The following is a 25025-nucleotide window of genomic DNA, read 5'->3' on the forward strand; positions in this document are numbered from 1 at the left end:
AAAACTCGGGTTTCGCGACTGTTTCTGGGGGATGTACGATGGCCAAGCCTGGTCCGTCGTCGGCGGCTTATGCTGCGGATGCGAAACCGAAAAGTGACAGATATGTTGCAGCGGCGAACAGCAAGCCGGTCAATCTGGCCTTGCAGGGTGGAGGCGCGCACGGGGCCTTTGCCTGGGGCGTGCTCGACAGACTGCTTGAGGACGGGCGGCTCCATTTCGACGCGGTGAGCGCGACCAGCGCGGGGGCGATGAACGCCACGGTATTGGGCTATGGCCTGACCATCGGCGGCGCGGAAGGCGCGCGCGAGGAGCTCGCCAAATTCTGGAAGAAGATCAGCGACGAGGGCGCGAAGGGCCCGCTCCAGCCGAGCTGGATCGACAAGGCGCTGGGCAATCACAGCCTCGATTTCAGCCCGGCATTCGTGTTCATGGACATCCTTTCGCGGGTCATGTCGCCCTATGAGCTAAACCCGTTCAATTTCAATCCGTTGCGCCAGGTGCTCGAAAGCAGCGTCGATTTCGACGTGCTGCGCGAAGGCTGCCCGATCAAGCTGTTCCTCTCGGCCACCAATGTCCGGACCGGCAAGGTGCGGATGTTCGAAAATCACGAGATCGGCCCCGATCAGGTGCTCGCCTCGGGCTGCCTGCCCTTCATGTTCCAGACCATCGAGATCGACGGCGAGGCCTATTGGGACGGCGGCTATATGGGCAATCCGGCGATCTTCCCGCTGATCTATGGCAGCCAGACCAGCGATGTGGTGATCGTGCACATCAACCCGCTCAACCGCGAGGAAGTGCCCAGGACCGCCAAGGACATCCTCAACCGGATCAACGAGATCAGCTTCAATTCCAGCCTGATGCGCGAAATGCGCGCGATCGCCTTCGTCACGCACCTGATCGACGACGGTCAGCTCAACGACGACAAGCACCGGCGGATGCTGATCCATTCGATCCAGGACGAGGTGTTCATGGAAAGCCTGGGCGTCACCAGCAAGCTCAATCCCGACTGGACCTTCATGCAGAAGCTGAGGGACGTGGGTCGCGCCTGTGCCAGCCAGTGGCTGGAAAACCATTTCGACGATGTCGGGGTGACATCGTCGACGGATATCAAATCCTTCTTCCTCTGATCTCCACGCAAAAAGGGGCTGTCCTGCCATGACGCCTGAAGACATCCTGAAACTGCCTTCCATGCCGGCGGCCGCGCCCAGCTATCCGCTGGGTCCGTACCGCTTCATCAACCGCGAATTCATGATCGTCACCTACGAGACCGATCCGGTCGCGCTGCGCGCCGCGGTGCCCGAGCCTTTGGTGCCGAACGAAGAGAATCTGGTTCTCTACGAATGGATCAAGATGCCCGACAGCTCGGGCTTTGGCGACTATACCGAAAGCGGCATCGTCATCCCCTGCACCTTCAACGGCGAGCCAATCAACTATACCGCGCAAATGTATCTCGACGACCAGCCGCCGATCGACGGCGGGCGCGAGATCTGGGGCTTTCCCAAGAAATATGCGCTGCCCAAGCTCGTGATCGCATCGGACACGCTGACCGGCACCCTGAGCTATGCTGGCCAGACCGTGGCAATGGGGACGATGGCCTATAAATGGCAGGAAGCGCCAGGCGGCTGCGAGGCACAGGCCAAGTCGATGACCAAGACCTCGTGCAACCTCAAGATCATCCCCGATGTCGATGGCAGCCCCAAGATCTGCCAGCTCGTCGCCTATAATCTGGAGAATATCACGGTGAAGGGCTGCTGGGTCAGCCCCGCGCGGCTGCAATTGATCCCGCATGTCAACGCGCCGGTCGCGGACCTGCCGATCCTGCGCATCGTCGGCGGCAAGCATTTCGTCAGCGATCTCACCCTGCCGCATGGCCGGGTGCTGTTCGATTATATCAAAGACGCCGCAGGCTGAGGGGGAGGACGTCATCATGAAAAAGCAGGATGTGCTGAAACTCAGCTCCATGCCGCTGCAGAGCCCGACCTATCCGGTGGGCCCGTACAAGTTCTTCGAACGCCAGTACATGATCGTCAGCTATCGCACCGATCCGGCGAAGATTCGCAAGATGCTGCCCGAGCCGCTCGAGCCCGATGGCGAAATAGTCTCGGTGCAATGGCTCGATCTGCCCGATGGCGAGGGTTTCGGCGCCTATTCGGCGGTGGCGCAGGCGATCCCGTGCACCTTCAACGGCGAGAAATGCAATTTCCTGACGCAAATGTATGTCGACAATTGCCCGCCGCTCGCCGGAGGCCGCGAGATCTGGGGCTATCCGATGAAATACGGCATCGCCAGGCTCAAGACCGTGGGCGACACGCTGACCGGCGAGCTGACCTATTCGGGTCAGGCGGTGGCGCATGGCACCATGGTCTACAAGCATGGCGGCCCGACCGACCTTGGCGAGATCGAGACGCTGCTGAAGCGGACGCAAGTGACGCTGAAGCTGATCCCCGATATCGACGGCACGCCTGCCATCGCGCAGCTCGTCGGCATCACTTTCGAGAATATCGTGGTCAAGGGCGCCTGGACCGGACGGGCGCGGGTGGAGCTCATCGATTCGGTCAACTGCCCGCTGGCTGACCTGCCCGTGATCGAGCATGTCGGGGGCTTGCACCTCGTCACCGACATGACGCTGCCCTATGGCCGCGTACTGCACGATTATCTTAGCTGATCAGGCTTAACGCCAAACACTCCAGACCCCGGCGATGGCGAGAGCCTCGTCGGGGTTTCGCGTTTCAGAGCAGCGCCTGCACCGTCTCGCTAGGGCGGCAGAGCTTCACCGCAGTTTCGGTCACCACGATCGGGCGGTTGATCAGGACCGGGTGCGCCATCATCGCGTCGACGATCGCCGCATCGGTGACATCGGCCCCGTCGAGGCCGAGTTCCTTCACCAGCGGCTCCTTGGCGCGCAGCAGAGCGCGCGCGCCCTCGCCTGCCCGTTTGATCAGGCTTTCCAGCGTCTCGCGCGACGGCGGGGTCTTCAGATATTCGATGACCTCAGGCTCGTGCCCCGCCTCGCGCAGCGCCGCCAGGACATTGCGCGAGGTGCCGCATTTTGGGTTGTGATAGATGGTGAAGGGCATGGCGCGATACCGATCAGAACGGCACGTCGTCGTTCAGATCGTCGTCAAAGCCGCCGCCGCCCCAGCCGCTGCTGGAACCGCCATCGTTGAAGCCGCGCGATCCACCGCCCGAGCTGCCGCCAGACGATCCGCCGCGCGAACCGCCGCTATAATCGCCGCCGCCGCCGCCCATGCCGCCACCGCCGCCGCGGCCCTGCGCGCTGTCGAGCATGGTCAGCACCGCGCCGGGGCCCTGCAGCACGACTTCGGTGGTGTAGCGGTCATTGCCCTGCTGGTCCTGCCATTTGCGCGTGCGCAGCTGGCCTTCGACATAGATCTTGCTGCCCTTGCGGAGGTACCGCTCGGCGACACCGGCGAGGCCATCGCCGAACACCGCGACGGTGTGCCAGTCGGTGCGCTCCTGCTTCTCGCCGCTGTTGCGGTCCTTCCACGTCTCGGTGGTGGCGAGGCGGAGATTGGCGACCTTGCCGCCATTGGCGAAGCTGCGGACCTCGGGATCGGCCCCCAGATTGCCGATCAGGATGACCTTGTTGACGCTGCCCGACATATGCTTTCCTCAGGATAATGATGCTGTGATGGAGAGAACGCGCGATGCACCGCGCGGTCCGTTGGCCCGTTTATAGACCGAATGCGGTGGCGGTCCAGAAGGTAATCCCGGCGGCGATCCAGGCCAGGCCGAACAGATAACCGACCATGAACATCGGCCATTTCCAGCCATTGGTCTCGCGCCGTGTGACCGCGATGGTCGAGATGCATTGCGGCGCGAACACGAACCAGGCAAGGAAGGCGAGCGCGGTCGGCAGCGACCAGCGCCCGGCGAGCCGCTCGCCCAAGGCCTGGGCCTGTTCGTCTTCGTCGGTTGCGTCGATCGCGTAAGTGGTGGCGAGCGCCGAGACCGCGACCTCGCGCGCCGCCATGGCGGGGATCAGCGCGAGCGCGATGTCGCGCGAAAAGCCGATCGGCGCGACCACCGGTTCCAGCACGCTGGCGATCCGCCCGGCGGCGGAATATTCGGACTGGCTCATGCTGCTGCCTGGCGGCACCTGCGGATAGCTGAGCAGCAGCCACAGGCCGATGGTGACGGCAAAGATGATCGTGCCCGCGCGGCGGAGGAACAGCCAGGCGCGCTGCCACAGGCCGAGCGCGAGATCGGCGATGCGCGGCATCTGATATTTGGGCATTTCCATCAGGAAGCCGCTCGCCCCGCCCTTGGCCACGGTCGAGCGCAGCACGAGCGCCACCACCATCGCACCGATGATGCCGAAGACATAGAGGCCGAACAGCACCAGCCCCTGCAGCCCGACACCCGGCCCGACGGTGATTTCGGGGATGAATGCGGCGATGATCACCGTGTACACCGGCAGCCGCGCCGAACAGGTCATCAGCGGCGCGATCAGGATGGTGGTGAGCCGGTCCTTCTCGTCCGAGATGCTGCGCGTCGCCATGATGCCGGGAATGGCGCAGGCGAACGAGGACAAGAGCGGAATGAACGAGCGGCCCGACAGGCCGACGCTGGCCATCAGCCGGTCCATGATGAACGCAGCGCGCGCCATGTATCCGGTCGCCTCCATCATCAGGATGAAGAAGAACAGGATGACGATCTGCGGCAGGAAGACGACGACGGCGCCGACGCCCGCGATTGCCCCATCGACGACCAGCGAGCGGAAAAAGCCTTCGGGAATGGCGGCGGTGGCCAGCTCGCTCAGCGCGCCTGCGCCCGCTTCCAGCGCATCGGCAAAGGGCGACGCCCAGCTGAACACCGCCTGGAAGATGACGAACAGCAGCGCGAACAGGATCAGCGGCCCGGCAAAGGGGTGGAGCAGCACGGCATCGGCGCGGTCGGTCCAGCGGCGGCTCTGCGTCTGGCTGACGATCGCGGCATTGGCGATATGCTCGGCACGCCTGCGCCGCGCGCGCATGTCGGGTTCGCCGAGCGGCGCGTGCGGCACCTGTTTGGCGAGGATCACCGCATCGAGCGCTCCCGCCAGCTCGGTCAGGCCCCGCCTGCGCACCGCGACGGTCGGGATGACCGGCACGCCGAGATCCGCCGCCAGCCGCTCGGCATCGAGCGTCAGCCCGTCGCGTTCGGCGAGATCGACCATGTTGAGCGCGACCACGGTGGGCAGGCCCAATGCCAGCAGTTCGAGCGCGAACACCAGATGCTGGTCGAGATTGGCCGAATCGAGCACGATCACCAGCGCATCGGGCTGGCGCTCGCCGGCCTGGCGGCCCATGACGACATCGCGCGTCACGGCCTCGTCGGGGCTGGTCGGGTCGAGGCTGTAGCTGCCGGGCAGGTCGATCAGCTCGGCGGGGCGGCCATCGGCAAAGGCGAAGCGGCCCGATTTACGCTCGACGGTGACGCCGGGATAGTTGGCGATCTTCTGCCGCGCGCCGGTCAGCGCATTGAACAAGGCGCTCTTGCCGGCATTGGGATTGCCGACCAGCGCGATCAGCGGCTGGTGCCGGGTCATGCGATAGGCTCCGGCGCGCGCAGCGTGATCGCGCGCGCGTGGACGCGGCGGATCGCCACGGTCATCCGCCCGATGTCGAGCGCGATCGGATCGCGCCCGAAAAAGATACCGCGCTGGCGGATCGAGACAAACGCGCCCTCGTCGACGCCGAGCGCGCGCAGACGCTTGCCCTCGTCCGGAGGCAGGATGCTCCAGTCGATCGCGGCAATCTCCGCGCGCTGGCCGGTGGGAAGCTGGTCTAGAAGCATGGTTTTGCGAACCGCTATCAATATCCGCAAGCCCACGCCAGCGAATTCTTGGGGCTGTGCGCAGTTGGCGAGGGCGCAAGGCTGGGCTAGGCCTTCAATCCATGGGGACGAGCGACACACAGCCGGATGCGATCATCATCGGGGGCGGGCATAACGGCCTGACCTCAGCCTTTTATCTCGCGCGTGCAGGCATGAAGGTGCGCGTGCTCGAGGCGCGGCATGTCGTCGGCGGCGCGGCGGTGACGGAGGAATTCCATCCCGGTTTCCGCAACTCGGTGGCGAGCTATACCGTCAGCCTTTTGCAGCCGCGCGTCATCGCCGACATGGGGCTGGTTGAGCGCGGCTATCGGGTGATCGAGCGGCCCGTTTCCAATTTCCTGCCGCTGCCGCAAGGCGATTACCTGATTCTGGGCGGCGGACTCGAGCGGGCGCAAGCCGAGTTCGCGCGATTCTCGAAGCGCGATGCCGAGGCGCTGCCAGGCTATTACGCAATGCTCGACCGGGTCGCCGATGTGCTGCGCGATCTGGCGCTGCGGCCCCCGCCCAATATCGGCAGCGGTATCGCCGGTTTAGTGGAGGCGCTCACCACCGGACGGCTGCTCTCGCGGCTGTCGCGCGACGTGCAGCGCGACGTGCTCGAGCTGTTCACCAAATCGGCGCGCGAGTTCCTGGCCCAATGGTTCGAAAGCGCGCCCGTGCAAGCCGCGTTCGGCTTCGACGCGGTGGTCGGCAATTATGCCAGCCCTGATACGCCCGGCTCGGCCTATGTGCTGCTGCATCATGTGTTTGGGCAGGTGAACGGCAACAAGGGCAGCTGGGGGCATGTCATCGGCGGCATGGGGACGATCACCCGGCTGATGGCCGAAGCGTGTGCCGAACAGGGGGTCGACATCCGGCTGAACAGCCCGGTCGAGCAGGTGCTGGTCGAGGGCGGGCGCGCGGTCGGCGTGCGGCTGGCGAGCGGCGAGGAGATGCGAGCGGCGCGGATCGTCGCCAATGTCGGACCCAGACTGCTCTACGGTCGGCTGGTGCCCGAAGCCGCGCTGCCTGAGGATTTCGCGCGGCGGATGCGCGGCTATGCCACCGGATCGGGCAGCTTCCGCATGAATGTCGCGCTGGGTCGCCTGCCCGATTTCACGTCCCTGCCTGGGCAAGGCGAGCATCTGCGCGCCGGAATCGTGATCGCGCCCAGCCTCGACTATATGGACCGCGCGTTCACCGACGCCAAGGCGCACGGCTGGTCGCGCGAACCGATCGTCGAGATGCTGATTCCGTCGATCGTCGACGACAGCCTCGCGCCGGCAGGCCATCATGTCGCCAGCCTGTTCTGCCAGCAGTTCGATCCTGTGCTCGCCTGGACGCCAGAGCAGGAAGCGGCGGCAGCGGACACGATCATCGACACGGTCGAGGCGCATGCGCCGGGTTTCCGCGCCTCGATCCTCGGGCGGCAGGTGCTCAGCCCCAAGGGTCTCGAGCGCACGTTCGGGCTGATCGGCGGCGATATCTTCCATGGGCGGATGAGCCTCGACCAGCTCTGGGCGGCGCGGCCGGTGCTGGGCCATGCCGATTATCGCGGGCCCTTGAAGGGCCTGTACATGTGCGGATCGGGCACGCACCCGGGCGGCGGCGTCACCGGCGCGCCGGGACACAATGCCGCGCGCGCGATCCTGGCCGACCGGCGCTGGCGGCGGACATGAAAAAACCCCCGCGATACGGAATCGCGGGGGTTTGTTTCGGTTCGAAGCGCGGAAGGATCAGGCCTTCTTGGCTGCAGCCTTCTTCGCCGGGGCCTTCTTGGCGGGCTTTTCGGCAGCTTCTGCGGTTTCGGCCGGTGCCTCTTCCTTCTTCGCTGCCGCCTTCTTGGCCGGAGCCTTCTTGGCGGGCTTGGCGTCTTCAGCCGCCTCAGCCGGAGCGGCTTCGGCGTCCTTCTTCACCGCAGCCTTTTTCGGCGCGGCCTTCTTGGCCTTGGGCTTTTCGTCATGGGCATGGTCGTGACCGCAATCGGGACCGTGGACATGGCCGTCCTCGTCCGCCTCGATCGCCGCTTCCAGCTCTTCGCGGGTGACCTTGCGGTCGGTGATCGTCGCCTTGTCGAACAGGAAGTCGACGACCTTGTCCTCATAGAGCGGCGCGCGCAGCTGGGCGGCGGCCATCGGCGTGTTGCGGATATATTCCGCGAAGCGCTGACGGTCTTCCTGGCGATACTGCTGCGCGGCCTGCGCGATCAGCATGTTCATTTCCTGCGCCGACACTTCGACGCCATTGGCCTGGCCGATCTCGGAGAGCAGCAGGCCCAGGCGCACGCGGCGCACGGCGATCGCGTGATATTCGTCGCGGTCCTTTTCCATCTCGGCGCGAGCGGCCTCGACATCTTCTTCCTGCGCGGCTTCCTGTTCGAGCTGCGCCCAGATCTGGTTGAACTCGGCTTCGACCATCGAGGGCGGAACCTCGAAATCATGATTGGCGGCCAGCTGGTCGAGCAGGCGGCGCTTCATGTGCGTGCGGGTCAGGCCGTTCAGTTCCTGCTCCAGCTGGCCCTTGATCAGGCCGGTCAGCTGCTCGAGGCTTTCGAGGCCGAGCGACTTGGCGAAATCGTCGTCCAGCTTGGTCTCGCCGGGCTTCTTCACCTCGCCGACGATGATGTCGAAGGTCGCGGCCTTGCCTGCAAGATCCTTGGCACCGTAATTTTCGGGGAAGGTCACGTTGATCACGGCTTCGTCATTGGCCTTGAGGCCGACGAGCTGGTCCTCGAAACCGGGGATGAGCTGGCCCGAACCGATGACCACGGCCATGCCTTCGCCCTTGCCGCCTTCGAACGGCACGCCATCGACCTTGCCTTCGAAATCGATGACAACCTGGTCGCCTTCCTTGGCCTTGTAGCTCTTGGGCGCGGCATCATAGCTCTTCTGGCCGTCGGCAATGCGCTGCAGCGCTTCGGTCACGGCTTCCTCGGCAGGCTCGACCGTCAGGCGCTCGAGCGTGATCGAATCGATCGACGGGGTGGGAACCTGGGGCAGAACTTCGAGCGAGACCTTGACCTCGGCATCCTTGCCGGCAGCATAGTCTTCGTTCAGATCGACCGAGGGCTGGATGGCGGGGCGCAGGTTGTTGTCGCGGATCGCCTTGTCGACGCTTTCCTGAATGGTGGCGTTGAGCGCATCGGCGTGAATCGATTCGCCGTGCATCTTGCGAATCAGGTTGGCGGGCACCTTGCCGGGGCGGAAACCGGGCATGCGCACCTGCGGCGCGATCTTCTTCACCTCCGCATCGACCCGGGCGTCCAGATCCTTGGCGGGGATGGTGATGGTATAGGCCCGCTTCAGGCCCTCGTTCAGCGTCTCGACAATCTGCATCGGCTTAAACTCTTGTCTTTCCATAATAAGAAAGGGCAATCCCACCCTTTCCCGGCCATCCATGCGATGGTGCGGGCGAAGGGACTTGAACCCCCACATCTTGCGATACCAGAACCTAAATCTGGCGCGTCTACCAGTTTCGCCACGCCCGCGTCGCGGTAATCAAGCGTGCGCGTCTAAAGAAGGTTGCCGCAAAGGGCAAGGGGGCGCATCCCGCGCGATGTCTCGCCCGCAACCGCTGTACCGGCGGCGCGTAGGTCGAACGAAAGGAGCCTTTTCATGGCCACACGTCCCGACGACCCCAAGATCCCCGCGCCTGACCGAATCGAGCCGCAGAGCCCGCCCGAACTTCCGGTCAACGAGCCGCCGATGGAAGACCCGGTGCAGCAGCCGCCCGAGATCGATCCGGTTAGCCCAGATACCGTCGAGCCCGGCCGCGGGCCCGACGAGATGCCAACGAGCTGACCGGCCGCATCACCGACCCGAGGGGGCAGGTGCTTCCTCGGGCAGCACCACGAACGACCAGGCCTTGTCGCGCAGCAGATATTTGGCGGCAAGCGCCTGCATCTTTTCGGGCGTCGTCACCGTGTAATCGGGCAGGATCGTGCGCAGCGCCGAGATCCGGCGCGGATCGCGCGTCGCGCCCTGGAGCTGGTTGAGCCAGAAATTGTTGCCCGTGCTGGCCCTCGAGACGAGCTGCCGCAGCGGTTCGGTCGCACGAGCCAGTTCGTCCGCATCCACCGGCTTTGCCGCAAGATCCGCCGCGATGGCATTGGCGATCTCGAAGAACTTGCCGACGTTTTCCGGTGCAAGCTGTCCGATCACGCCGATATAGCCGCCCTGGTCGAACGCGATCGGCCAGTTGTTGACCACCTGGGGTGCATAGCTCGCGCCGGCCTGGGCCCGAAGCTGGTCGAACAGACGGCTGTTGAAGATCGCGGTCAGGATTTCGAGCTGGCGGCTTTCCTGCACGCCCTCAAGCCCGCCTCCGGTCGGCCAGCCGATAAAGGCTGCGGCCTGATCGGGCGCACCTTCATGGCGGACGACGACCGGTTCGCCATTGGGGGCGGGGAAACGCACCGTTTCGGGCCCGGCCACCACCGGCACCGGCTGGCGCGGAGGCAGCGCACCAAAGGTCTTTTCCAGCGCGGCAATCGCCTCTGCCCGGTCGAAATCGCCGAACAGCAGCACCTCGATCGGCCCCTGTTGCAGCAGCGGTTCCCAGGTCGCACGGAACGCCTCGGGGGTCAGCTGCGCGGCTTCGTCCGGGCCCGGCACCTTCCAGCGCGGATCGCGGTCGCGGGTGAGATAGTTCAGATCGCGCTCGAGCACGGTCTGTGGCGACATCGAGAAGCTGCGATAGGCAAGCTCCGTCCCCGCCTTGGCGCGGCGGACGGGGTTCGCATCCCAGCGCGGCGCGGCCAGCTTGGTCGCGAACAGCTTGAGCTGGTCCTCCAGATCGGCGCGGCGGGTGTCGGCGGAGAACGAGAACGCGTCGTTCTCGACGTCGAAGCCGAAACCGATGCGGCGGCCATTGGTCAGCCGGTCGAGCCCTTCCTGGCCGATCTCGCCGATGCCGCTGGCGACCAGTGCCGACTGGCCCGCCCAGACCAGCGAGGGCTTGTCCGCCGGAAACGCCTGATAGCCGTTACCAAAGCGGACCTTGACCATGATCTTCGAGACTTCGGCGTCATTGGGATAGAGGATCGCCTTCACCCCGTTCGACAGCTCAATCATCTCGATGTCGAGCAGCTGGAGATCGGTGGTCGCCGCAACCGTGCCCGGCGCGCCGAGCCTGGGCAGATCGTCGAAGGTTACTTTGGCGGCTGCAAGCCGCGCGCTGGCATCGGCGCTGACATCGCGGGTCAGTGCCGCGTTGAGCAGTGCCTCGCCATTGTCGACCGGCTTGGGCGAGACCAGGATCGCGCGGGTGGTGACGCCGGTAAACTGGCGCCGGGTCGATTCGAGCAGCCTTTCGGGCGTGTACAGGTCCTTCATGCCACGGAACACGTCGAACGCGGTCTGCGGCGAGGCGATGGTCTCGCGGATATCGACCGCGCCCACGATATCGTCGGCCTGCTTGGCCCCCGCCTCGGTCGCGGCGCTTTCGACGCGCACCGCCAGCGCGGCATCGAACTCGGCCATCTCGCGCGCGATTTCCTCGGGCGTTGGCGGGGTGGCGAGTGCGTCGGCGAGCACGCCGCGCACATCGGCGAGCGCCGCCTGCCAGTCGTCGCCGATCGGCACGACAGAAATGAACGTGCCATCGACCGAACGACTGACATCCTCCTGGTTGACCTGCGCCTGGAGGAAGCTGCCGCCGCCGCGCGCCCGGCCTTCGAGCCGGCGGTTGATCAGCTGGGTCGCGACCAGATCGATCAGCAGCTGCTGATTATATTCGATCGTGTCGTTGACCGGCTTCCAGGGCCGGAGGATCGCCATGCTGATGAGATAGGGGAAGCCCGGCTCGACGATCGTCCGCGCGATCGGCAGCTTGGGATCGGGCGCCCCGAAGCCGGGATAGGGCGCCTGCTTTCCGGCAACCTTCCAGTCGGCATAATAGGTCTTGATCAGCTGTTCGAGCGTCGCCGGATCGACGTCGCCCGCGATCGAGATCACGGTGTTCTCGGGCCGGTACCAGCGCTGGTGAAAGGCGCGCACCGCCTCGGACGTCGCGGCGTTCAGCGTCTCGATCTTGCCGATGGGGGAGCGTTCGGCCAGCTTCTGCCCGGCGAAGAACAGGTTGCGGGTCGCATCGCCGACGCGCACCTGCGCGCCCGACCGTTCGCGCAATTCGGCCATCACCACCGGCACCTCGGCCTTGACCGCCTCTGCGGTGAGCCCCGGCTCGCGGATCATGCCTGACAGGATCTTCATGCTCTCGTCGAGGCCCGCGGGGGTCGCGGCGGGCAGGTCGAGCTTGTAGACGGTGTGCGTCGGCGTGGTTTCGGCATTGCTGTCGCTGCCGAAGCTCGCGCCCAGCCGCTGCCAGATGCGGATCGCCTCACCATCGGGGACATATTTGGACCCGCGAAAGGTCAGATGCTCGAGCAGGTGCGCATAGCCCTGTTCGGGATCGGTCTCCATCATCGACCCGGCATCGATGCGCACGCGGATCGCCACCTGGCCCGGCGGCACGCCGTTGCGGCGCACCGCATAACGCACGCCGTTGCTCAGTTCGCCGAAGGTCCAGCCCTTGTCGACCGGCACGTTGCTGCCCTTGTACAGCCAGGGGGTCTTTTCGCCAGGCTCCAGATTGGGCGGACGCAGCGGCTTGCCATTGGCATCCTTGCCGCTGGCGACCGGTTCGCCGGGCAGATTGGCGAGCAGCGGCGGGGAGATTACCAGCGAAAGCGCCGCCAGAGCAGCGGCCACGGGCGCACAGCGCATCAGGGGAAAGGTCATGCGCCGATGTATAGGCAGCGCCATCCTGACTGGCCAGTGAATATGCGGTGGACGCGATGGCCCGCGCCATAGACAGAATCGGTCTTGCGTCAGCGCCGCTTGCGCACCAGATAGCCTGCATGCTGATCGAAACCGAAACCACGCCCAATCCCGCAACGCTCAAGTTCCTGCCTGGCCGCCAGGTCATGGAAATCGGCACGCGCGATTTCGCCTCGCCCGAAGAGGCCGAAGCCTCGCCGCTTGCCGAAGCGATCTTTTCGCTCGGCGATGTCACTGGCGTGTTCTTCGGGCACAATTTCATTTCGGTGACCTCGGGACCCGGTGCCGACTGGTCGAGCCTGAAGGGCGACGTGCTTTCGGTGCTGCTCGACCATTTCTCGGCCGACATGCCACTGTTCCGCGCCGCCAGTGCTGCGGGCATCTCGGTCCCGCCCGAGGATTCCGACTGGCCGAGCAATCCCGAGGACGCCGATATCGTCGCGCAGATCAAGGAGCTGATCGAGACGCGCGTGCGCCCTGCCGTCGCCAATGACGGTGGCGACATCGTCTATCGCGGCTTCGACAAGGGCGTGGTCTATCTGCAGATGCAGGGCGCGTGTTCGGGCTGCCCCTCGTCGAGCGCGACGCTCAAGCACGGCATCGAATCGCTGCTCAAGCATTACGTCCCCGAAGTGACCGAAGTCCGCGCCGCCTGACGGCTCTTCCCCCTCCCCCGAGACCCAGAAAGCACCCCATGTCCGCGCCGCTCGACGATGCCGCGCTTGACCAGCTGTTCCGCACCGCGCGCACCTATAACGGCTATACCGACCAGCCGGTAACGACGGAGCAGCTGCACGCGATCTGGGACCTGATGAAGATGGGCCCGACCTCGGCCAACATGCTGCCGTCGCGCCTTGTGTGGTGCGTGTCCGACGAGGCAAAGCAGAAGCTCGCCGCCTGCTGCATGGAGGCCAATGCCAAGAAGATCCTGGCTGCGCCGGTCAGCGTCGTGATCGGCATGGATCTGGAGTTTCACGAGCTCCTGCCCGAACTCTTCCCGCATACCGATGCGCACAGCTGGTTCACCGGCGACGACAAGGCCGAGTTCCGCCGCATCTCGGCGTTGCGCAATTCCTCGCTCCAGGGCGCCTATTTCATCCTCGCCGCGCGCGCGCTGGGGCTTGATACCGGGCCGATGTCGGGGTTCGACAATGCCGCGGTCGATGCGGCCTTCTTCGCCGACCAGCCGAATGTGAAGTCGAACTTCATCTCGACGCTGGGCTATGGCGACCCGTCGACGATTTTCGGTCGCAGCCCGCGTCCGGGTTTTGACCGGTTCAACACAATCAGCTAGCGGCCATCGGGTATGCTGCCCGATCGTGAAACATTGCTGGTCATCGATACCGCGACCGAAGCCTGTTCGGTGGCGCTGTTCCACGATTCCGAGCTGATCGCCAGCGACCATGCGGTCATGGGCCGCGGCCATGCCGAAAGGCTGGTCCCGATGATCGCTGCGCTGCCCGATCGCGGCCGCGCCAAGGCGATTCTGGTCAATTGCGGCCCGGGCAGCTTTACCGGCGTGCGCGTGGGCCTGGCGGCAGCGCGCGCGCTCGGCCTTGCCTGGGGCGTGCCGGTGACCGGCTATTCGACGCATGCGCTGGTCGCCGCGATGGCGTTCGAGGCGCATCCCGACGCCAAGGCACTCGATGTCGCGATGACCGGCGGCCATGGCGAATATTTCGTCCAGAGCTTCGCGCGCGACGGCGCAGCGCTGAGCGCGCTCGGCTCGCTCCCGCCCGAGGCGGCGAGCGCGGCGTGCGTGCACGACCTGGTGGCTGGCAGCATGGCCGAGCCGCTGGTGGCCGCGCGCGGTCACGGGATGGCGTTGACGCTGCTGCCCGATGCCAGGCGCGCGCTGCTGCTGCCTGCGCCATCGCGCGGGCTGGCGGCCGATCCGGTCTATGGTCGCGGCGCCGATGCCAAGCCGATGGCCGTGCAGGGCACTGGCTGACCATGGCCCAGGACGACCCATCCGCTCCGCGTGCGGCTCCGGCCTTTCAGCTCGTCGCCGGACTGGCGGCAGAAGATGCGATCGGACCCGTCATGCACATCATGCAGCGGGCCTTCGATCCGCTTTATGGCGAGGCCTGGAACCACAGCCAGACCCGGTCGATGCTGGCAATGCCGCTCACGCATGTGCTGCTGCTCGAGACCGCCCCCACGATGCCCGACACGGCAGGCGAGCCGGTCGGTTTTGCCATGACCCGGCGCGTGGCCGAGGAAGAAGAACTGTTGCTGATCGCGGTCGCCCCAAATTGGCGTCAATTTGGCGCTGCGACCACACTCCTCAATCAAGTGGTTGAAAATTCGCGTCAAGCCGGCGTGTCGCGACTCCATCTCGAAATGCGGTCAAATAACCCTGCCATTCATCTTTATTCAAAATTCGGCTTTCAATCCGTAGGTTTACGGAAAGGTTACTACAAGGGCGCCGGTAGTCATCACTACGATGCGCTCACATTAGCGCTCGACTTGTAAAAAATAGAATCGCATTTATCTGCCAAAAATGTTAGCATTCACTATCCGTTTTTTGTGATAGACTTTAGCTATTGACGGGGATGATTTGCCCTTGCATACCGCCGGTGCCCTGCCACTTTGCGGGATTAGTGGTCGCACACTAGAACAAGAAAAGGGATGAAGGACGATGGCAGAAGCAGAACTCGATATGCGTGAAACGCTCATTACACTGACGGCGGATATTGTCGCTGCGCATGTAAGCAACAACAGCGTGTCGGTTTCCGATATTCCCGGCCTGATCGAAAATGTTCATCGCGCGCTGAATAGCCTGACGCCCGGAGAAGCCGCGGCCGAGCCCGAGCTGCCCGAACCTGCAGTTTCCGTACGCGCGTCGGTCAAGCCGGATTACATCATCTGTCTGGAAGACGGCAAAAAGCTGAAAATGCTCAAGCGCCATCTGATGACCCATTACAACATGACGCCCGAGGAATATCGCGCGCGCTGGAACCTGCCCGCCGATTACCCGATGGTTGCGCCCAATTACGCCGCGACCCGCCGCGAGCTCGCCAAGAAGATCGGCCTGGGTCGCAAGCCTGGCAAGCGGACCGGCAAGTAATCCTGGGGCCAAGCCAGCGCAGCGTCAGCTAATCGCTGATCCGGAGCCATCCGGCATCGCGAGCGGTTGCATTTGCGGCATGGCACGATAAATTGGCTGGAAGGCGCAAGGGACCTGTCCCGGCGCCGGCCAGCCATCGCCTTTCACCATGCGGCGGACTGGCCTCAACCAGCAACGGCATTGCAAAAGGGGCAGCATGCGCCAGAAAATCGACCTGGAGGCGTTGTGCGCCGATCGTGGCCTGCGGATCACCGATCAGCGGCGCGTGATCGCGCGCGTGCTGTCCGAAGCCGATGATCATCCCGATGTCGAGCGGCTGCACGAACGCGCCTCGGCCATCGATCCGCGCATTTCGATCGCCACGGTCTATCGCACCGTCCGGCTGTTCGAAGAGGCGGGCATTCTCGACCGGCACGATTTCGGCGATGGCCGCGCGCGCTATGAGGCTGCGCCCGAAGCGCATCACGACCATCTGATCGATGTCGAGACCGGCAAGGTGCTCGAGTTCGTCGACCCCGAGCTCGAGGCGCTGCAGAAGCTGATCGCCGAGAGGCTCGGCTATCGGCTGGTCGATCATCGCATGGAGCTTTACGGCGTCGCGCTCGACCGCAAGGATTGAGCCTTTCCATGAGCGAGGCCAGCCCGGCACCCGCACCGTCGCCGCCGCTCTATCCCGATACGCCCGACATGGCGCATCTGCACTGGCGCGATCCCGGGCCCATCGGGCGCGTGCGGCTCGCCTTGCGCGTGCTGCTGATCGTGGCGATGCTCTTGGTCTGCGTGCCGCTCTATTATGTCTGGCGCACGCTCCGCCTCTCCAATCCCTGGCCCAAGCTGTTCCTGCGCGGGGTGGGGCGCGCCTGCGGGGCCAAGGTCCGGGTGGTCGGAACGCCGCTCAAGCGCGACGTGTTCTATATTGCCAACCACTTGAGCTGGCTGGACATTCCGGTCATCGCCGGACGCAACGGCAGTGCGTTCGTGGCGCAGGACGGGATCAAGAGCTGGCCTGTCATCGGCTGGCTGTGCAAGCTCAACGACACCGTGTTCGTCTCGCGCACCAACCGGCTCGGCATTGCCGGGCAGATCAACGAGTTGCGCGACGCCCTCGCCGAGACCTGGGCGATCACCATCTTTCCCGAAGGCACGACCACCGATGGCAGCACGCTGCTGCCGTTCAAGTCGCCGCTGCTGCAGGTGCTCGATCCGCCGCCGCCCGGCGTGCTCGTCCAGCCGATCTATCTCGATTACGGCGCGAATGCGCATGACATCGCCTGGGTGGGCGAGGAAACCGCGCCGAACAATGCGCTGCGGCTGTTCACCCGGCGCGGCAGCTTCTGGGTGACGATGCATTTCCTCGAACCGTTCAGCCCGGCCGATTTTCCCGGGCGCAAGGCGATCGCGGCCGAGGCGCGGGCGCGGATCGATGCGGCGCTTTGTGCTTCCTTGGGGCGTGAACCGGCTGTATAGCCATTGGCATTCATGACCCACAGCATCGATAACCCTGCCGCATCCGCCCCCGAATCCGCCGGGGACGCCCCTCGCCGCTATTTCGTCACCTCGTTCGGCTGCCAGATGAACGTCTATGATGGCGAGCGCATGGGCGAGATGCTCGCTGCCCAGGGCATGAGCCAGGCCGAAAGTCGCGACGAGGCCGATCTCGTCATCCTCAACACCTGCCATATCCGCGAAAAGGCGGTGGCGCGGGTCTATTCCGACATCGGTCGCCTGAAGCGCGAGGATGGCACCAAACCGATGATCGCGGTCGCAGGCTGCGTCGCCCAGGCCGAGGGCGAGGAAATCGCAAAGCGCGCGCGTAGCGTCGATATCGTCGTCGGACCGCAGGCCTATCACCGGCTGCCCGAGTTGATCGAACAGGCGCGGCGCGGCGAAACCGCGATTGATACCGACATGCCCGCCGCTACCAAGTTCGGCGCGTTGCCTGGTCGCGCGCGCCAGCAGCGGCCTTCCGCCTTCCTCACCGTGCAGGAAGGCTGCGACAAGTTCTGCACCTATTGCGTGGTGCCCTATACGCGCGGCGCGGAGATCAGCCGCCCCTATGCGGATCTGGTGGCCGAAGCGCGCACGCTGGTCGAGGCGGGGGTGAAGGAAATCACGCTGCTCGGTCAGAACGTCAACGCCTGGACCGGCAGCGACGATCGTGGCCGCGCCAGGGGGCTGGAAGGACTGATCGAGGCGCTGGCCGATATGAGCGGGCTCGAGCGCATCCGCTATACCACCAGCCACCCCAATGACATGACCGACGCGCTGATCGCGGCGCACCGCGACATCCCCAAGCTGATGCCGTACCTTCACCTGCCCGTGCAGGCAGGTTCGGACCGCATCCTCAAGGCGATGAACCGCAGCCACACGGCGGCGAGCTATCTCAAGCTCATCGACCGGATCCGCGCCGCCAAGCCCGATATCGCGATGTCGGGCGATTTCATCGTGGGCTTTCCCGGCGAGACCGAGGCCGATTTCCGGGCGACGCTCGATATCGTGCGCGACACGGTTTACGCTCAGGCGTTCAGCTTCAAATATTCGCCCCGCCCCGGTACCCCCGCCGCCGATATGGAGGATCAGATCGCGCCCGAGATCATGGACGAGCGGCTGCAGCGTCTGCAAGACCTGCTCAACGCCCAGCAGCATGCCTTCAACATGGGCACGGTCGGCAAGCGCATGAAGGTGCTGCTCGAACGGCAGGGACGCAAGCCGGGCCAGCTGGTGGGCAAATCGCCCTGGCTGCAATCGGTGCATGTGACGCAGGAGGGCGCGAAGATCGGCGATCTGATCGAGGTCGAGATCGTTTCGGCCGGACCCAACAGCCTGGCGGGCGAGCCGCTGGCACTGGTGGCGGCCTGATGGCGCACAAGAAGGGTAACGGCGGACGCGGCGGCGATTCGACCAAGTTTCGCGGCAAGCGCGACCCGCAATCGACGCAGCTCTCGCCGATCTATGGCAGCGACTTTCCGTTCAATCGGCCCGAACCTGCCAACAAGGCGCGGATCGGGGTCGAGTTCGACGAACCCACGCTGCTCGGGCCATTGTTCGGCCAGTTCGACAAGAATCTGGTGGCGATCGAGAACCGGCTCGGCGTCTACATCCAGGCGCGCGGCAACCGCATTCAGATCGAGGGCGAGGCGGAAAGCGCCGCGCGCGCGCGCGACGTGCTGGTCGGCCTGCACAAAAGGATCGAGCAGGGACTCGATATCGACGAGGGCGCGGTCGACGCGCTGATCACGATGTCCGCCGAACCGACGCTGGAGGGCATCGTGCGTTCCGAGGTGGCCGAGCCGCCCGGCATCATGATCCGCACGCGCAAGAAGACCATCGTGCCGCGTTCTGCGACGCAGACCGAGTACATGCGCTCGCTGGTGCGCGACGACGTGATCTTCGCGCTCGGCCCGGCGGGCACCGGCAAGACCTATCTCGCGGTGGCGCAGGCGGTGAGCCAGCTGATCACCGGCACCGTCAACCGGCTGATCCTGTCGCGCCCCGCAGTCGAGGCGGGCGAGCGTCTGGGCTTCCTGCCCGGCGACATGAAGGAGAAGGTCGATCCCTATCTCCGCCCGCTCTACGACGCGCTCTATGACACGCTGCCGGCCGAGCAGGTCGAGCGGCGCATCGCCAGCGGCGAGATCGAGATCGCGCCCTTGGCGTTCATGCGCGGGCGCACGCTGGCGGATAGCTTCATCATCCTCGATGAGGCACAGAACACCACGCCGGCACAGATGAAGATGTTCCTCACCCGCTTCGGCATGAACAGCCGCATGGTGATCTGCGGCGACCCCAAACAGGTCGACCTGCCCGGCGGGGTCGGCGCTTCGGGCCTCGCCGATGCGGTCGGGCGGCTTGAGGGCGTGCAGGGCATCGGCACCGTGCGCTTCACCGCCGCGGACGTGGTGCGCCACCCGATCGTCGGGCGCATCGTCGAGGCCTATGAGGGCAAGGATGCGTGAAGCGCACTCTCGCTTCTTCCTGCCCGTCACCCCCGCGCAGGCGGGGGTCCCGCTTCTTCCGCACGATTGAAACGATAGCGGGATTCCCGCGTTCGCGGGAATGACGAAGGGATCTTGATAGCCCCATGATCGAGACCGAAGCCTCTGTTGACCCAATCTGGCCCGGCGATACCGACTGGGAAGCGCTGGCCGCGCGCGCCGTCTCCGCCGCGCTCGCCGTTAGTGCGCAAGGATCGCTCGCCGATGCCCGCTTCACCGTCTCGGTCAGCGTGCATTTCGGCACCGATGACGAGGTGCAGGCGCTCAACCGCGATTACCGCCACAAGGACAAGCCGACCAACGTGCTGTCCTTTCCCATGATCGATCCGGATGATTTTGCGGCGCTCGCCAATACCGATGACGGCGAGGTGCTGCTCGGCGACATCATGCTCGCCTATCAGACCTGTGCGCGCGAGGCCGAGGAAAAGGGCATTGCGCTGGCCGCCCATGCCACCCATCTGGCGCTGCACGGCATGCTCCACCTGCTGGGGCATGACCATATCGACGAGGCCGATGCGGAGATCATGGAAGCGCTGGAGGTGAAAGCGCTTGCCAATCTGGGCATCGACAATCCATATTAGCGGCGCAAGTTCAGATGCTGCCTTCCCATCAAATCCAAGAGCGGGGTTAAGATTCAGCCAGTCATGGCAGACGGAGACAGTAATGGCGGGGGGAAATCCACCGCACAAGACGAAGGTTCGGGGCGAATATGGCGGGGCTTGAAGGCCCTGCTGTTCGGAGAACAACACGACCAGTCGCTGCGCGCCCAGCTTGAAGAGGCGATCGACGAGCACGAGGATGATGACGATTCCGACAGTGCATCGTCGCGTGGCGACCTGTCGCGCATCGAGCGCGAGATGCTGCGCAACCTGCTGCATTTCAGCGAGCACGACGTCGACGATGTCGCGGTGCCGCGCAGCGACATCATCGCGATCGACAAGCATGCGAGCTTCGATGCGCTGGTGCAGATTTTCGCCGAACACGGGCACAGCCGCGTGCCGGTCTATGACGGATCGCTCGATCACATTGTCGGCATGGTGCACATCAAGGACGTGTTCCCGATCATCGCCGCCGATGGCCCGCGCCCGGCAACCTGGGACAATCTGATCCGCCAGCCGCGCTTCGTGCCCGAAACCATGGGCGTGCTCGATCTGCTGGCGGAGATGCGCCAGACACGCACCCACCTCGCCATCGTCATCGACGAATATTCGGGCACCGAAGGGCTGGTGACGATCGAGGATCTGGTCGAGGAAATCGTCGGCGATATCGAGGACGAGCATGACGACGAGCCCGAGACGCTGGTGACGCCCGGCGAGAACGGCGCATGGGAGGCCGATGCGCGCGCCGAACTCGCCGATGTCGCCAAGCTGGTCGATGCGGCGCTGGGCGAGATCGACGACGAGGTCGATACCTTGGGCGGGCTGGCCTTCATGCTGGCGGGCGAGGTGCCGGCTCCCGGACGCATGCTCGAGCATGACAGCGGCTGGCGGCTGGAGATCATAGATGGCGACGAGCGCCGCGTGACCCGCATCCGCCTGCTGCCGCCGCCCGAGACGGTCGCGGCGGAAGCCTGATCGGGCCGCCATCCCGCAAATGCTGGCTTTTGTATCGAAGCGGGCCTAAGGCGGGCCGATCATGGACATTTCCGATCTCCGCATTGCGCTGTTCAGCGGCAACTACAATTACGTGCGCGATGGCGCGAACCAGGCGCTCAACCGGCTGGTCGGCTGGCTGCTCGACAATGGCGCGCAGGTTCGCGTCTATTCGCCGACGACCAAAACCCCCGCGTTCGAGCCGGCGGGCGATTTGATCAGCCTGCCCTCACTGCCGATCCCCGGCCGCGCCGAATATCGCGTGACGACGATCCTGCCGCCCAGGATCAAGAAGGACCTGAACCGGTTCGCACCCAATGTCGTGCACATTTCCAGCCCCGACAGCGCCGGGCACAGCGCCGTGCGCTGGGCGCAGCGGCACAATATCCCGGTGCTCGGATCGGTGCACACGCGGTTCGAGACCTATCCGCGCTATTACAACATGGCGTTTCTCGAGCCATTGCTCGAGGCGATCCTGCGCCGCCTGTATCGCAAGTGCGACGCCATCGTCGCGCCGTCCGATTCGATGGCGCAGGTGCTTCGCGAACAGCGGATGAGCTATGATGTCGGCATCTGGTCGCGCGGCGTCGACAAGCACATCTTCAACCCCGGCATGCGCGACATGGACTGGCGGCGCTCGCTGGGGCTGGCCGATAACGTGCTGGTGATAGGCTTTCTCGGGCGGCTGGTGATGGAAAAGGGGCTCGACGTCTTTTCCGATTCGATCGACCGGCTGGTCCGCCGCCAGGTGCCGCATCAGGTGCTGGTAGTGGGCGAAGGGCCCGCGCGCGGATGGTTCGAATCGCGGTTGCCCAAAGCGGTATTTGCGGGCTTCCAGGGCGGCACCGATCTCGGCCGCGCGGTCGCGAGCATGGACCTGTTCTTCAACCCCTCGATCACCGAGACCTTCGGCAATGTGACGCTCGAGGCCATGGCCTGCGGCGTGCCCGTGGTCGCCGCGCGCGCGACGGGCAGCGAGAGCCTGGTCGAACACAATGTCACCGGCCAGCTGGTGCGCCCCGGCGCGACGGTCGAGTTCGCCGATGCGCTCCAGGCCTATTGCGGCGATGCCGAGCTTCGCGCACGCCATGGCCAGGCGGGCCTCAAGCGCAGCGAGAAATACAGCTGGGACCGGATCAACCGGGGTCTTGCCGAAACCTATATCCGCCTGATCCGCCAGCGCCAGGCGGGCAGCGGCGGCGTGCCCTATCGCGCGATCCGCTAAGCGAGCATCGGCCCCCGGAGCGCTCCGGGGGCCATCGATTGGTCAGACCTGCTCGAGCGCCTGTTCGAAATCGGCGATCAGATCGTCGGGATCTTCGACGCCGATCGAGATGCGCACCAGATTGTCGGTGATGCCGAGCGCGGCCTTGCGCGCGTCGGGGACCGAAAGATGCGTCATCGCAGCCGGATGGCTGGCCAGTGTTTCGGTGCCACCAAGGCTCACCGCCAGCTTGGCGAGACGCAGACTGTCAAGGAAGCGGAAGCTTTCGGCCTCGCCGCCCTTGATGAACAGCGAGAAGGTCGATCCAGCGCCCGAACAATGGCGATCGAAAATGTCCTGCTGGCGCGCATCGTGGATCATGCCGAGATAGCCCAGCCCCTCGACCTTGGGGTGCTGCGCCAGGAACGCGCAAATCTTGGCGGCATTCTCGCCCGCCCGCGTCATGCGCAGCTCGACCGTCTCCAATGAGCGCATCAGCATCCAGGCGGTATTGGGATCGCAGATCGTGCCGATGGTGTTGCGCAGCGCGCGCACCGGGTCCATCCACTTTTTGGGGCCAGACAGGCCACCCGCGACCAGATCGCTATGCCCGCCGACATATTTGGTGAGGCTGTAGACGACGATATCCGCGCCATGATGCAGCGGCTGCTGCCAGAGCGGACCCAGGAAGGTGTTGTCGATCGCGATCGGCGTCGGCACGGCCTCAGCGCCCAGCACCGCATCGCGGGCCTGCGATACCGCCTCGATATCGACCAGCGCGTTGGTCGGGTTGGCGGGGCTTTCGAGATAGATCATCGCGACCCGGCCGCCCTGCTTCGCTGCCATGTCCTTCGCCTGTTCGAGCACCGCATCGATCTCCGCGCGGGTCGCGCCGGCGGGGAAGTCGAGATAGGTGATGCCGAAGCGCGAGAGGATGCGCGCGATCATCGCCTCGGTCGCGGCATAAAGCGGGCCGGAATGCACGATCACGTCATTGTTGCTGCAATAGGCGAGCAGCAGCGTGGCGATGGCGGACATGCCGCTGGAAAACACCAGAGCGTCCTCCGCATCGTCCCAGATGCTCAGGCGGTCTTCGAGAATTTCCTGATTGGGGCCGTTGAAGCGCGAATAGACCAGGCCTTCGGCGCCGCCGGGGCGCTTTCCGGTCAGCCCCTCGAAATGGCGCTTGCCCGCCGCGGCATTTTCGAACGCGAAGGTCGAGGTGAGGAAGATCGGGGCTTTCAGCGAGCCTTCGGACAATACGGGGTCGAAGCCGTGCCCCATCATCAGCGTGGCGGGCTTGAGCTTGCGTCCGCCGAGCGTGCCGATCTCGGGCTTGGGCTTGCGGCGCGGGGTGGGGGTGGCGATCGGCTTGATCGGGGTGTCGGTCATATGCGGGGTTCCTGCGATTGGGGCGGGTTTCCACTTCCCCTTTCCCAACCCCGCTCAACCTGAGCCTGTCGAAGGTCACGCGCGCACGTTGGCGGAATTGCGGGGCCTTCGACAGGCTCTTAGCTGAGCGGAGGTGGTTGAGGATGTTGGTCCCGGTCCCTTGTTATGCCCCAATCTATGCCCGAGCGCGCAAATGATTACAAAGGAAACCATCCGCTCCGTGCCGCATCTGCGGCCCGGTCAGCCGCGAAGCCCGATCGCGCCCATCTGCCGCCCGTAATCGGGCTCGCCCCGGTGCGTCGCGCGGCGGAAGCTGAAATAGCCCGCCTCGTCCGAATAGGTGTCCACGCCGCTCACATGCACCGTACCGATGCCAAAGGCGGCGAGCCGGGCAGCGATATAGCCTTCCAGATCGAACTGATAATGGTCGGCCCGGCCTTCGCGAAAGAAGCGCTCGTTTTCGGGCGCGGCCTCGCAGAAGCGGCGGAAGAAGCCTGCATCTACCTCATAGCTTTTCTGCTGGATGCACGGGCCGACCGCGGCGACGATATTCTCGCGATGCGCGCCCATGCGCTCCATCGCCGCCACCGTCGCCTCGCCGACCCCGGCAAACGCGCCCTTCCAGCCCGAATGCGCCGCGCCGATGATCTGCGCACGCGCGTCGGCGAACAGGATCGGCGGGCAATCCGCGCCGAGCACGCCGAGCAGCAGCCCCGGCCGGTCGGTGACCATCGCATCGGCTTTCGGCCGGTCGTCGACCGGAATCGCGGCATTGACCCGCACCACATCGGCGCTGTGCACCTGGTGCAGCGTCACCAGCGTGGAACCGGGCAGGATCGCCTCTGCCGCGCGCCGCCGGTTCTCGTGCACCGCCGCCGGATCGTCGTCTGATCCCAGCCCGACATTGAGCCCTGCGACCAGCCCGGTCGAAACCCCGCCCCGCCGCCCGGTAAAGCCATGCGCGATGCCATCGAGTGGGGGCGAGGTGAGGATGGGGATGTCGGTCAATTCTCTTTTCCCAAATACCCCTCTCCCTTGAAGGGAGAGGGCTGCGAAGACTTACGAGCGCAGCGAGTTAGTCGCAGCTGGGTGAGGGTGAAATGCGCCAGCGCTGCGGTCACCCTCATCCAACTTCGCCTAGCCAGCTCCGCTGGCAAGGCTCAGTATCCTTCTCCC

General features: G+C 65.1%; 25 protein-coding genes and 1 tRNA gene. 17 read left to right on the top strand and 9 right to left on the bottom strand.

Annotated elements, in window-relative coordinates:
• Positions 1 to 38: 38 nt before the first annotated feature.
• Genes OPU69_RS12250 through OPU69_RS12260 form a run of 3 tightly spaced genes read left to right on the top strand, consistent with a single transcriptional unit; the run spans position 39 to position 2665 of the window.
• Entirely contained in the window at positions 39 to 1127 is a 1089-nt protein-coding gene (locus OPU69_RS12250) for a patatin-like phospholipase family protein (RefSeq protein ID WP_498511385.1), read from the top strand.
• A gap of 28 nt (positions 1128 to 1155) precedes the next feature.
• Entirely contained in the window at positions 1156 to 1911 is a 756-nt protein-coding gene (locus OPU69_RS12255) for an acetoacetate decarboxylase (RefSeq protein WP_060977399.1), read from the top strand.
• Between the two features lie 16 nt (positions 1912 to 1927).
• The gene (locus OPU69_RS12260; protein ID WP_060977400.1) at positions 1928 to 2665 is read left to right on the top strand and encodes an acetoacetate decarboxylase family protein; all 738 of its coding nucleotides are present in this window, start codon (positions 1928 to 1930) and stop codon (positions 2663 to 2665) included.
• A gap of 64 nt (positions 2666 to 2729) precedes the next feature.
• Here OPU69_RS12260 and arsC read toward each other — a convergent pair whose 3' ends face one another.
• From arsC to OPU69_RS12280, 4 genes are all read right to left on the bottom strand, one after another.
• Positions 2730 to 3077: an arsenate reductase (glutaredoxin) gene (gene arsC / locus OPU69_RS12265; protein ID WP_060977401.1), complete on the bottom strand. Its 348-nt coding sequence runs from the start codon at positions 3075 to 3077 to the stop codon at positions 2730 to 2732.
• A gap of 13 nt (positions 3078 to 3090) precedes the next feature.
• Positions 3091 to 3624 carry a single-stranded DNA-binding protein gene (gene ssb / locus OPU69_RS12270; RefSeq protein WP_498511388.1) on the bottom strand — a complete coding sequence of 178 codons (534 nt, stop codon included), beginning with the start codon at positions 3622 to 3624 and terminating at the stop codon, positions 3091 to 3093.
• A gap of 70 nt (positions 3625 to 3694) precedes the next feature.
• Entirely contained in the window at positions 3695 to 5551 is a 1857-nt protein-coding gene (gene feoB / locus OPU69_RS12275; RefSeq protein WP_060977403.1) for a ferrous iron transporter B, read from the bottom strand.
• On the bottom strand, positions 5548 to 5799 hold the full coding sequence (locus tag OPU69_RS12280; RefSeq protein ID WP_498511391.1) for a FeoA family protein: 252 nt from the start codon (positions 5797 to 5799) through the stop codon (positions 5548 to 5550). Before OPU69_RS12280 ends, feoB begins: the two co-directional genes overlap by 4 nt.
• Positions 5800 to 5900: 101 nt before the next feature.
• On the opposite strand from OPU69_RS12280, the gene OPU69_RS12285 reads away from it, so the two are divergent.
• The gene (locus OPU69_RS12285; RefSeq protein WP_060977405.1) at positions 5901 to 7496 is read left to right on the top strand and encodes a phytoene desaturase family protein; all 1596 of its coding nucleotides are present in this window, start codon (positions 5901 to 5903) and stop codon (positions 7494 to 7496) included.
• A gap of 57 nt (positions 7497 to 7553) precedes the next feature.
• Here the strand turns inward: OPU69_RS12285 and tig are convergent, their stop codons facing one another.
• A complete protein-coding gene (gene tig / locus OPU69_RS12290; RefSeq protein ID WP_060977406.1) occupies positions 7554 to 9152 on the bottom strand; it encodes a trigger factor in 1599 nt (532 codons plus the stop codon).
• A gap of 67 nt (positions 9153 to 9219) precedes the next feature.
• Positions 9220 to 9304 (bottom strand) — tRNA-Leu (locus OPU69_RS12295).
• 127 nt (positions 9305 to 9431) lie between these two features.
• On the opposite strand from OPU69_RS12295, the gene OPU69_RS12300 reads away from it, so the two are divergent.
• Entirely contained in the window at positions 9432 to 9617 is a 186-nt protein-coding gene (locus OPU69_RS12300) for a hypothetical protein (protein WP_060977407.1), read from the top strand.
• A gap of 9 nt (positions 9618 to 9626) precedes the next feature.
• Here the strand turns inward: OPU69_RS12300 and OPU69_RS12305 are convergent, their stop codons facing one another.
• Positions 9627 to 12557, bottom strand: a complete 2931-nt coding sequence (locus OPU69_RS12305; protein WP_498511394.1) for a M16 family metallopeptidase — start codon at positions 12555 to 12557, stop codon at positions 9627 to 9629.
• Between the two features lie 119 nt (positions 12558 to 12676).
• On the opposite strand from OPU69_RS12305, the gene OPU69_RS12310 reads away from it, so the two are divergent.
• From OPU69_RS12310 to OPU69_RS12365, 12 genes are all read left to right on the top strand, one after another.
• Positions 12677 to 13252, top strand: a complete 576-nt coding sequence (locus tag OPU69_RS12310; protein WP_060977409.1) for a NifU family protein — start codon at positions 12677 to 12679, stop codon at positions 13250 to 13252.
• Between the two features lie 38 nt (positions 13253 to 13290).
• Positions 13291 to 13890, top strand: coding sequence for a malonic semialdehyde reductase (locus tag OPU69_RS12315; RefSeq protein ID WP_498511396.1), 600 nt, complete (start codon positions 13291 to 13293; stop codon positions 13888 to 13890).
• A gap of 12 nt (positions 13891 to 13902) precedes the next feature.
• Positions 13903 to 14547, top strand: a complete 645-nt coding sequence (gene tsaB / locus OPU69_RS12320; RefSeq protein WP_060977411.1) for a tRNA (adenosine(37)-N6)-threonylcarbamoyltransferase complex dimerization subunit type 1 TsaB — start codon at positions 13903 to 13905, stop codon at positions 14545 to 14547.
• Between the two features lie 2 nt (positions 14548 to 14549).
• Entirely contained in the window at positions 14550 to 15071 is a 522-nt protein-coding gene (locus OPU69_RS12325) for a GNAT family N-acetyltransferase (protein ID WP_066114606.1), read from the top strand.
• A gap of 166 nt (positions 15072 to 15237) precedes the next feature.
• Positions 15238 to 15666: a Ros/MucR family transcriptional regulator gene (locus OPU69_RS12330; protein ID WP_060977412.1), complete on the top strand. Its 429-nt coding sequence runs from the start codon at positions 15238 to 15240 to the stop codon at positions 15664 to 15666.
• Between the two features lie 196 nt (positions 15667 to 15862).
• Positions 15863 to 16285, top strand: coding sequence for a Fur family transcriptional regulator (locus tag OPU69_RS12335; protein ID WP_060977413.1), 423 nt, complete (start codon positions 15863 to 15865; stop codon positions 16283 to 16285).
• Positions 16286 to 16293: 8 nt separating this feature from the next.
• Complete coding sequence (locus OPU69_RS12340) at positions 16294 to 17133, top strand: lysophospholipid acyltransferase family protein (RefSeq protein ID WP_067512692.1); 840 nt, start codon at positions 16294 to 16296, stop codon at positions 17131 to 17133.
• Between the two features lie 12 nt (positions 17134 to 17145).
• Positions 17146 to 18525 carry a tRNA (N6-isopentenyl adenosine(37)-C2)-methylthiotransferase MiaB gene (miaB, locus tag OPU69_RS12345; protein WP_498511400.1) on the top strand — a complete coding sequence of 460 codons (1380 nt, stop codon included), beginning with the start codon at positions 17146 to 17148 and terminating at the stop codon, positions 18523 to 18525.
• On the top strand, positions 18525 to 19622 hold the full coding sequence (locus OPU69_RS12350; protein WP_498511402.1) for a PhoH family protein: 1098 nt from the start codon (positions 18525 to 18527) through the stop codon (positions 19620 to 19622). The genes miaB and OPU69_RS12350 overlap by 1 nt, the downstream gene beginning before the upstream one ends.
• A gap of 125 nt (positions 19623 to 19747) precedes the next feature.
• The gene (ybeY, locus tag OPU69_RS12355) at positions 19748 to 20242 is read left to right on the top strand and encodes an rRNA maturation RNase YbeY (RefSeq protein WP_060977414.1); all 495 of its coding nucleotides are present in this window, start codon (positions 19748 to 19750) and stop codon (positions 20240 to 20242) included.
• 63 nt (positions 20243 to 20305) lie between these two features.
• Positions 20306 to 21235 (top strand): hemolysin family protein, encoded by a 930-nt coding sequence (locus OPU69_RS12360; RefSeq protein WP_060977415.1) that lies wholly within the window; start codon positions 20306 to 20308, stop codon positions 21233 to 21235.
• Between the two features lie 61 nt (positions 21236 to 21296).
• Entirely contained in the window at positions 21297 to 22478 is a 1182-nt protein-coding gene (locus tag OPU69_RS12365) for a glycosyltransferase family 4 protein (protein ID WP_498511405.1), read from the top strand.
• Positions 22479 to 22520: 42 nt separating this feature from the next.
• Here OPU69_RS12365 and OPU69_RS12370 read toward each other — a convergent pair whose 3' ends face one another.
• Together OPU69_RS12370 and pgeF are read right to left on the bottom strand one after the other, a co-directional pair.
• Complete coding sequence (locus tag OPU69_RS12370) at positions 22521 to 23849, bottom strand: cystathionine gamma-synthase family protein (RefSeq protein WP_498511407.1); 1329 nt, start codon at positions 23847 to 23849, stop codon at positions 22521 to 22523.
• A 240-nt stretch (positions 23850 to 24089) separates the two neighbouring features.
• Positions 24090 to 24857: a peptidoglycan editing factor PgeF gene (pgeF, locus tag OPU69_RS12375; protein WP_498511409.1), complete on the bottom strand. Its 768-nt coding sequence runs from the start codon at positions 24855 to 24857 to the stop codon at positions 24090 to 24092.
• Positions 24858 to 25025: the final 168 nt, after the last annotated feature.

Source organism: Blastomonas sp. 34TW (assembly GCF_059803595.1).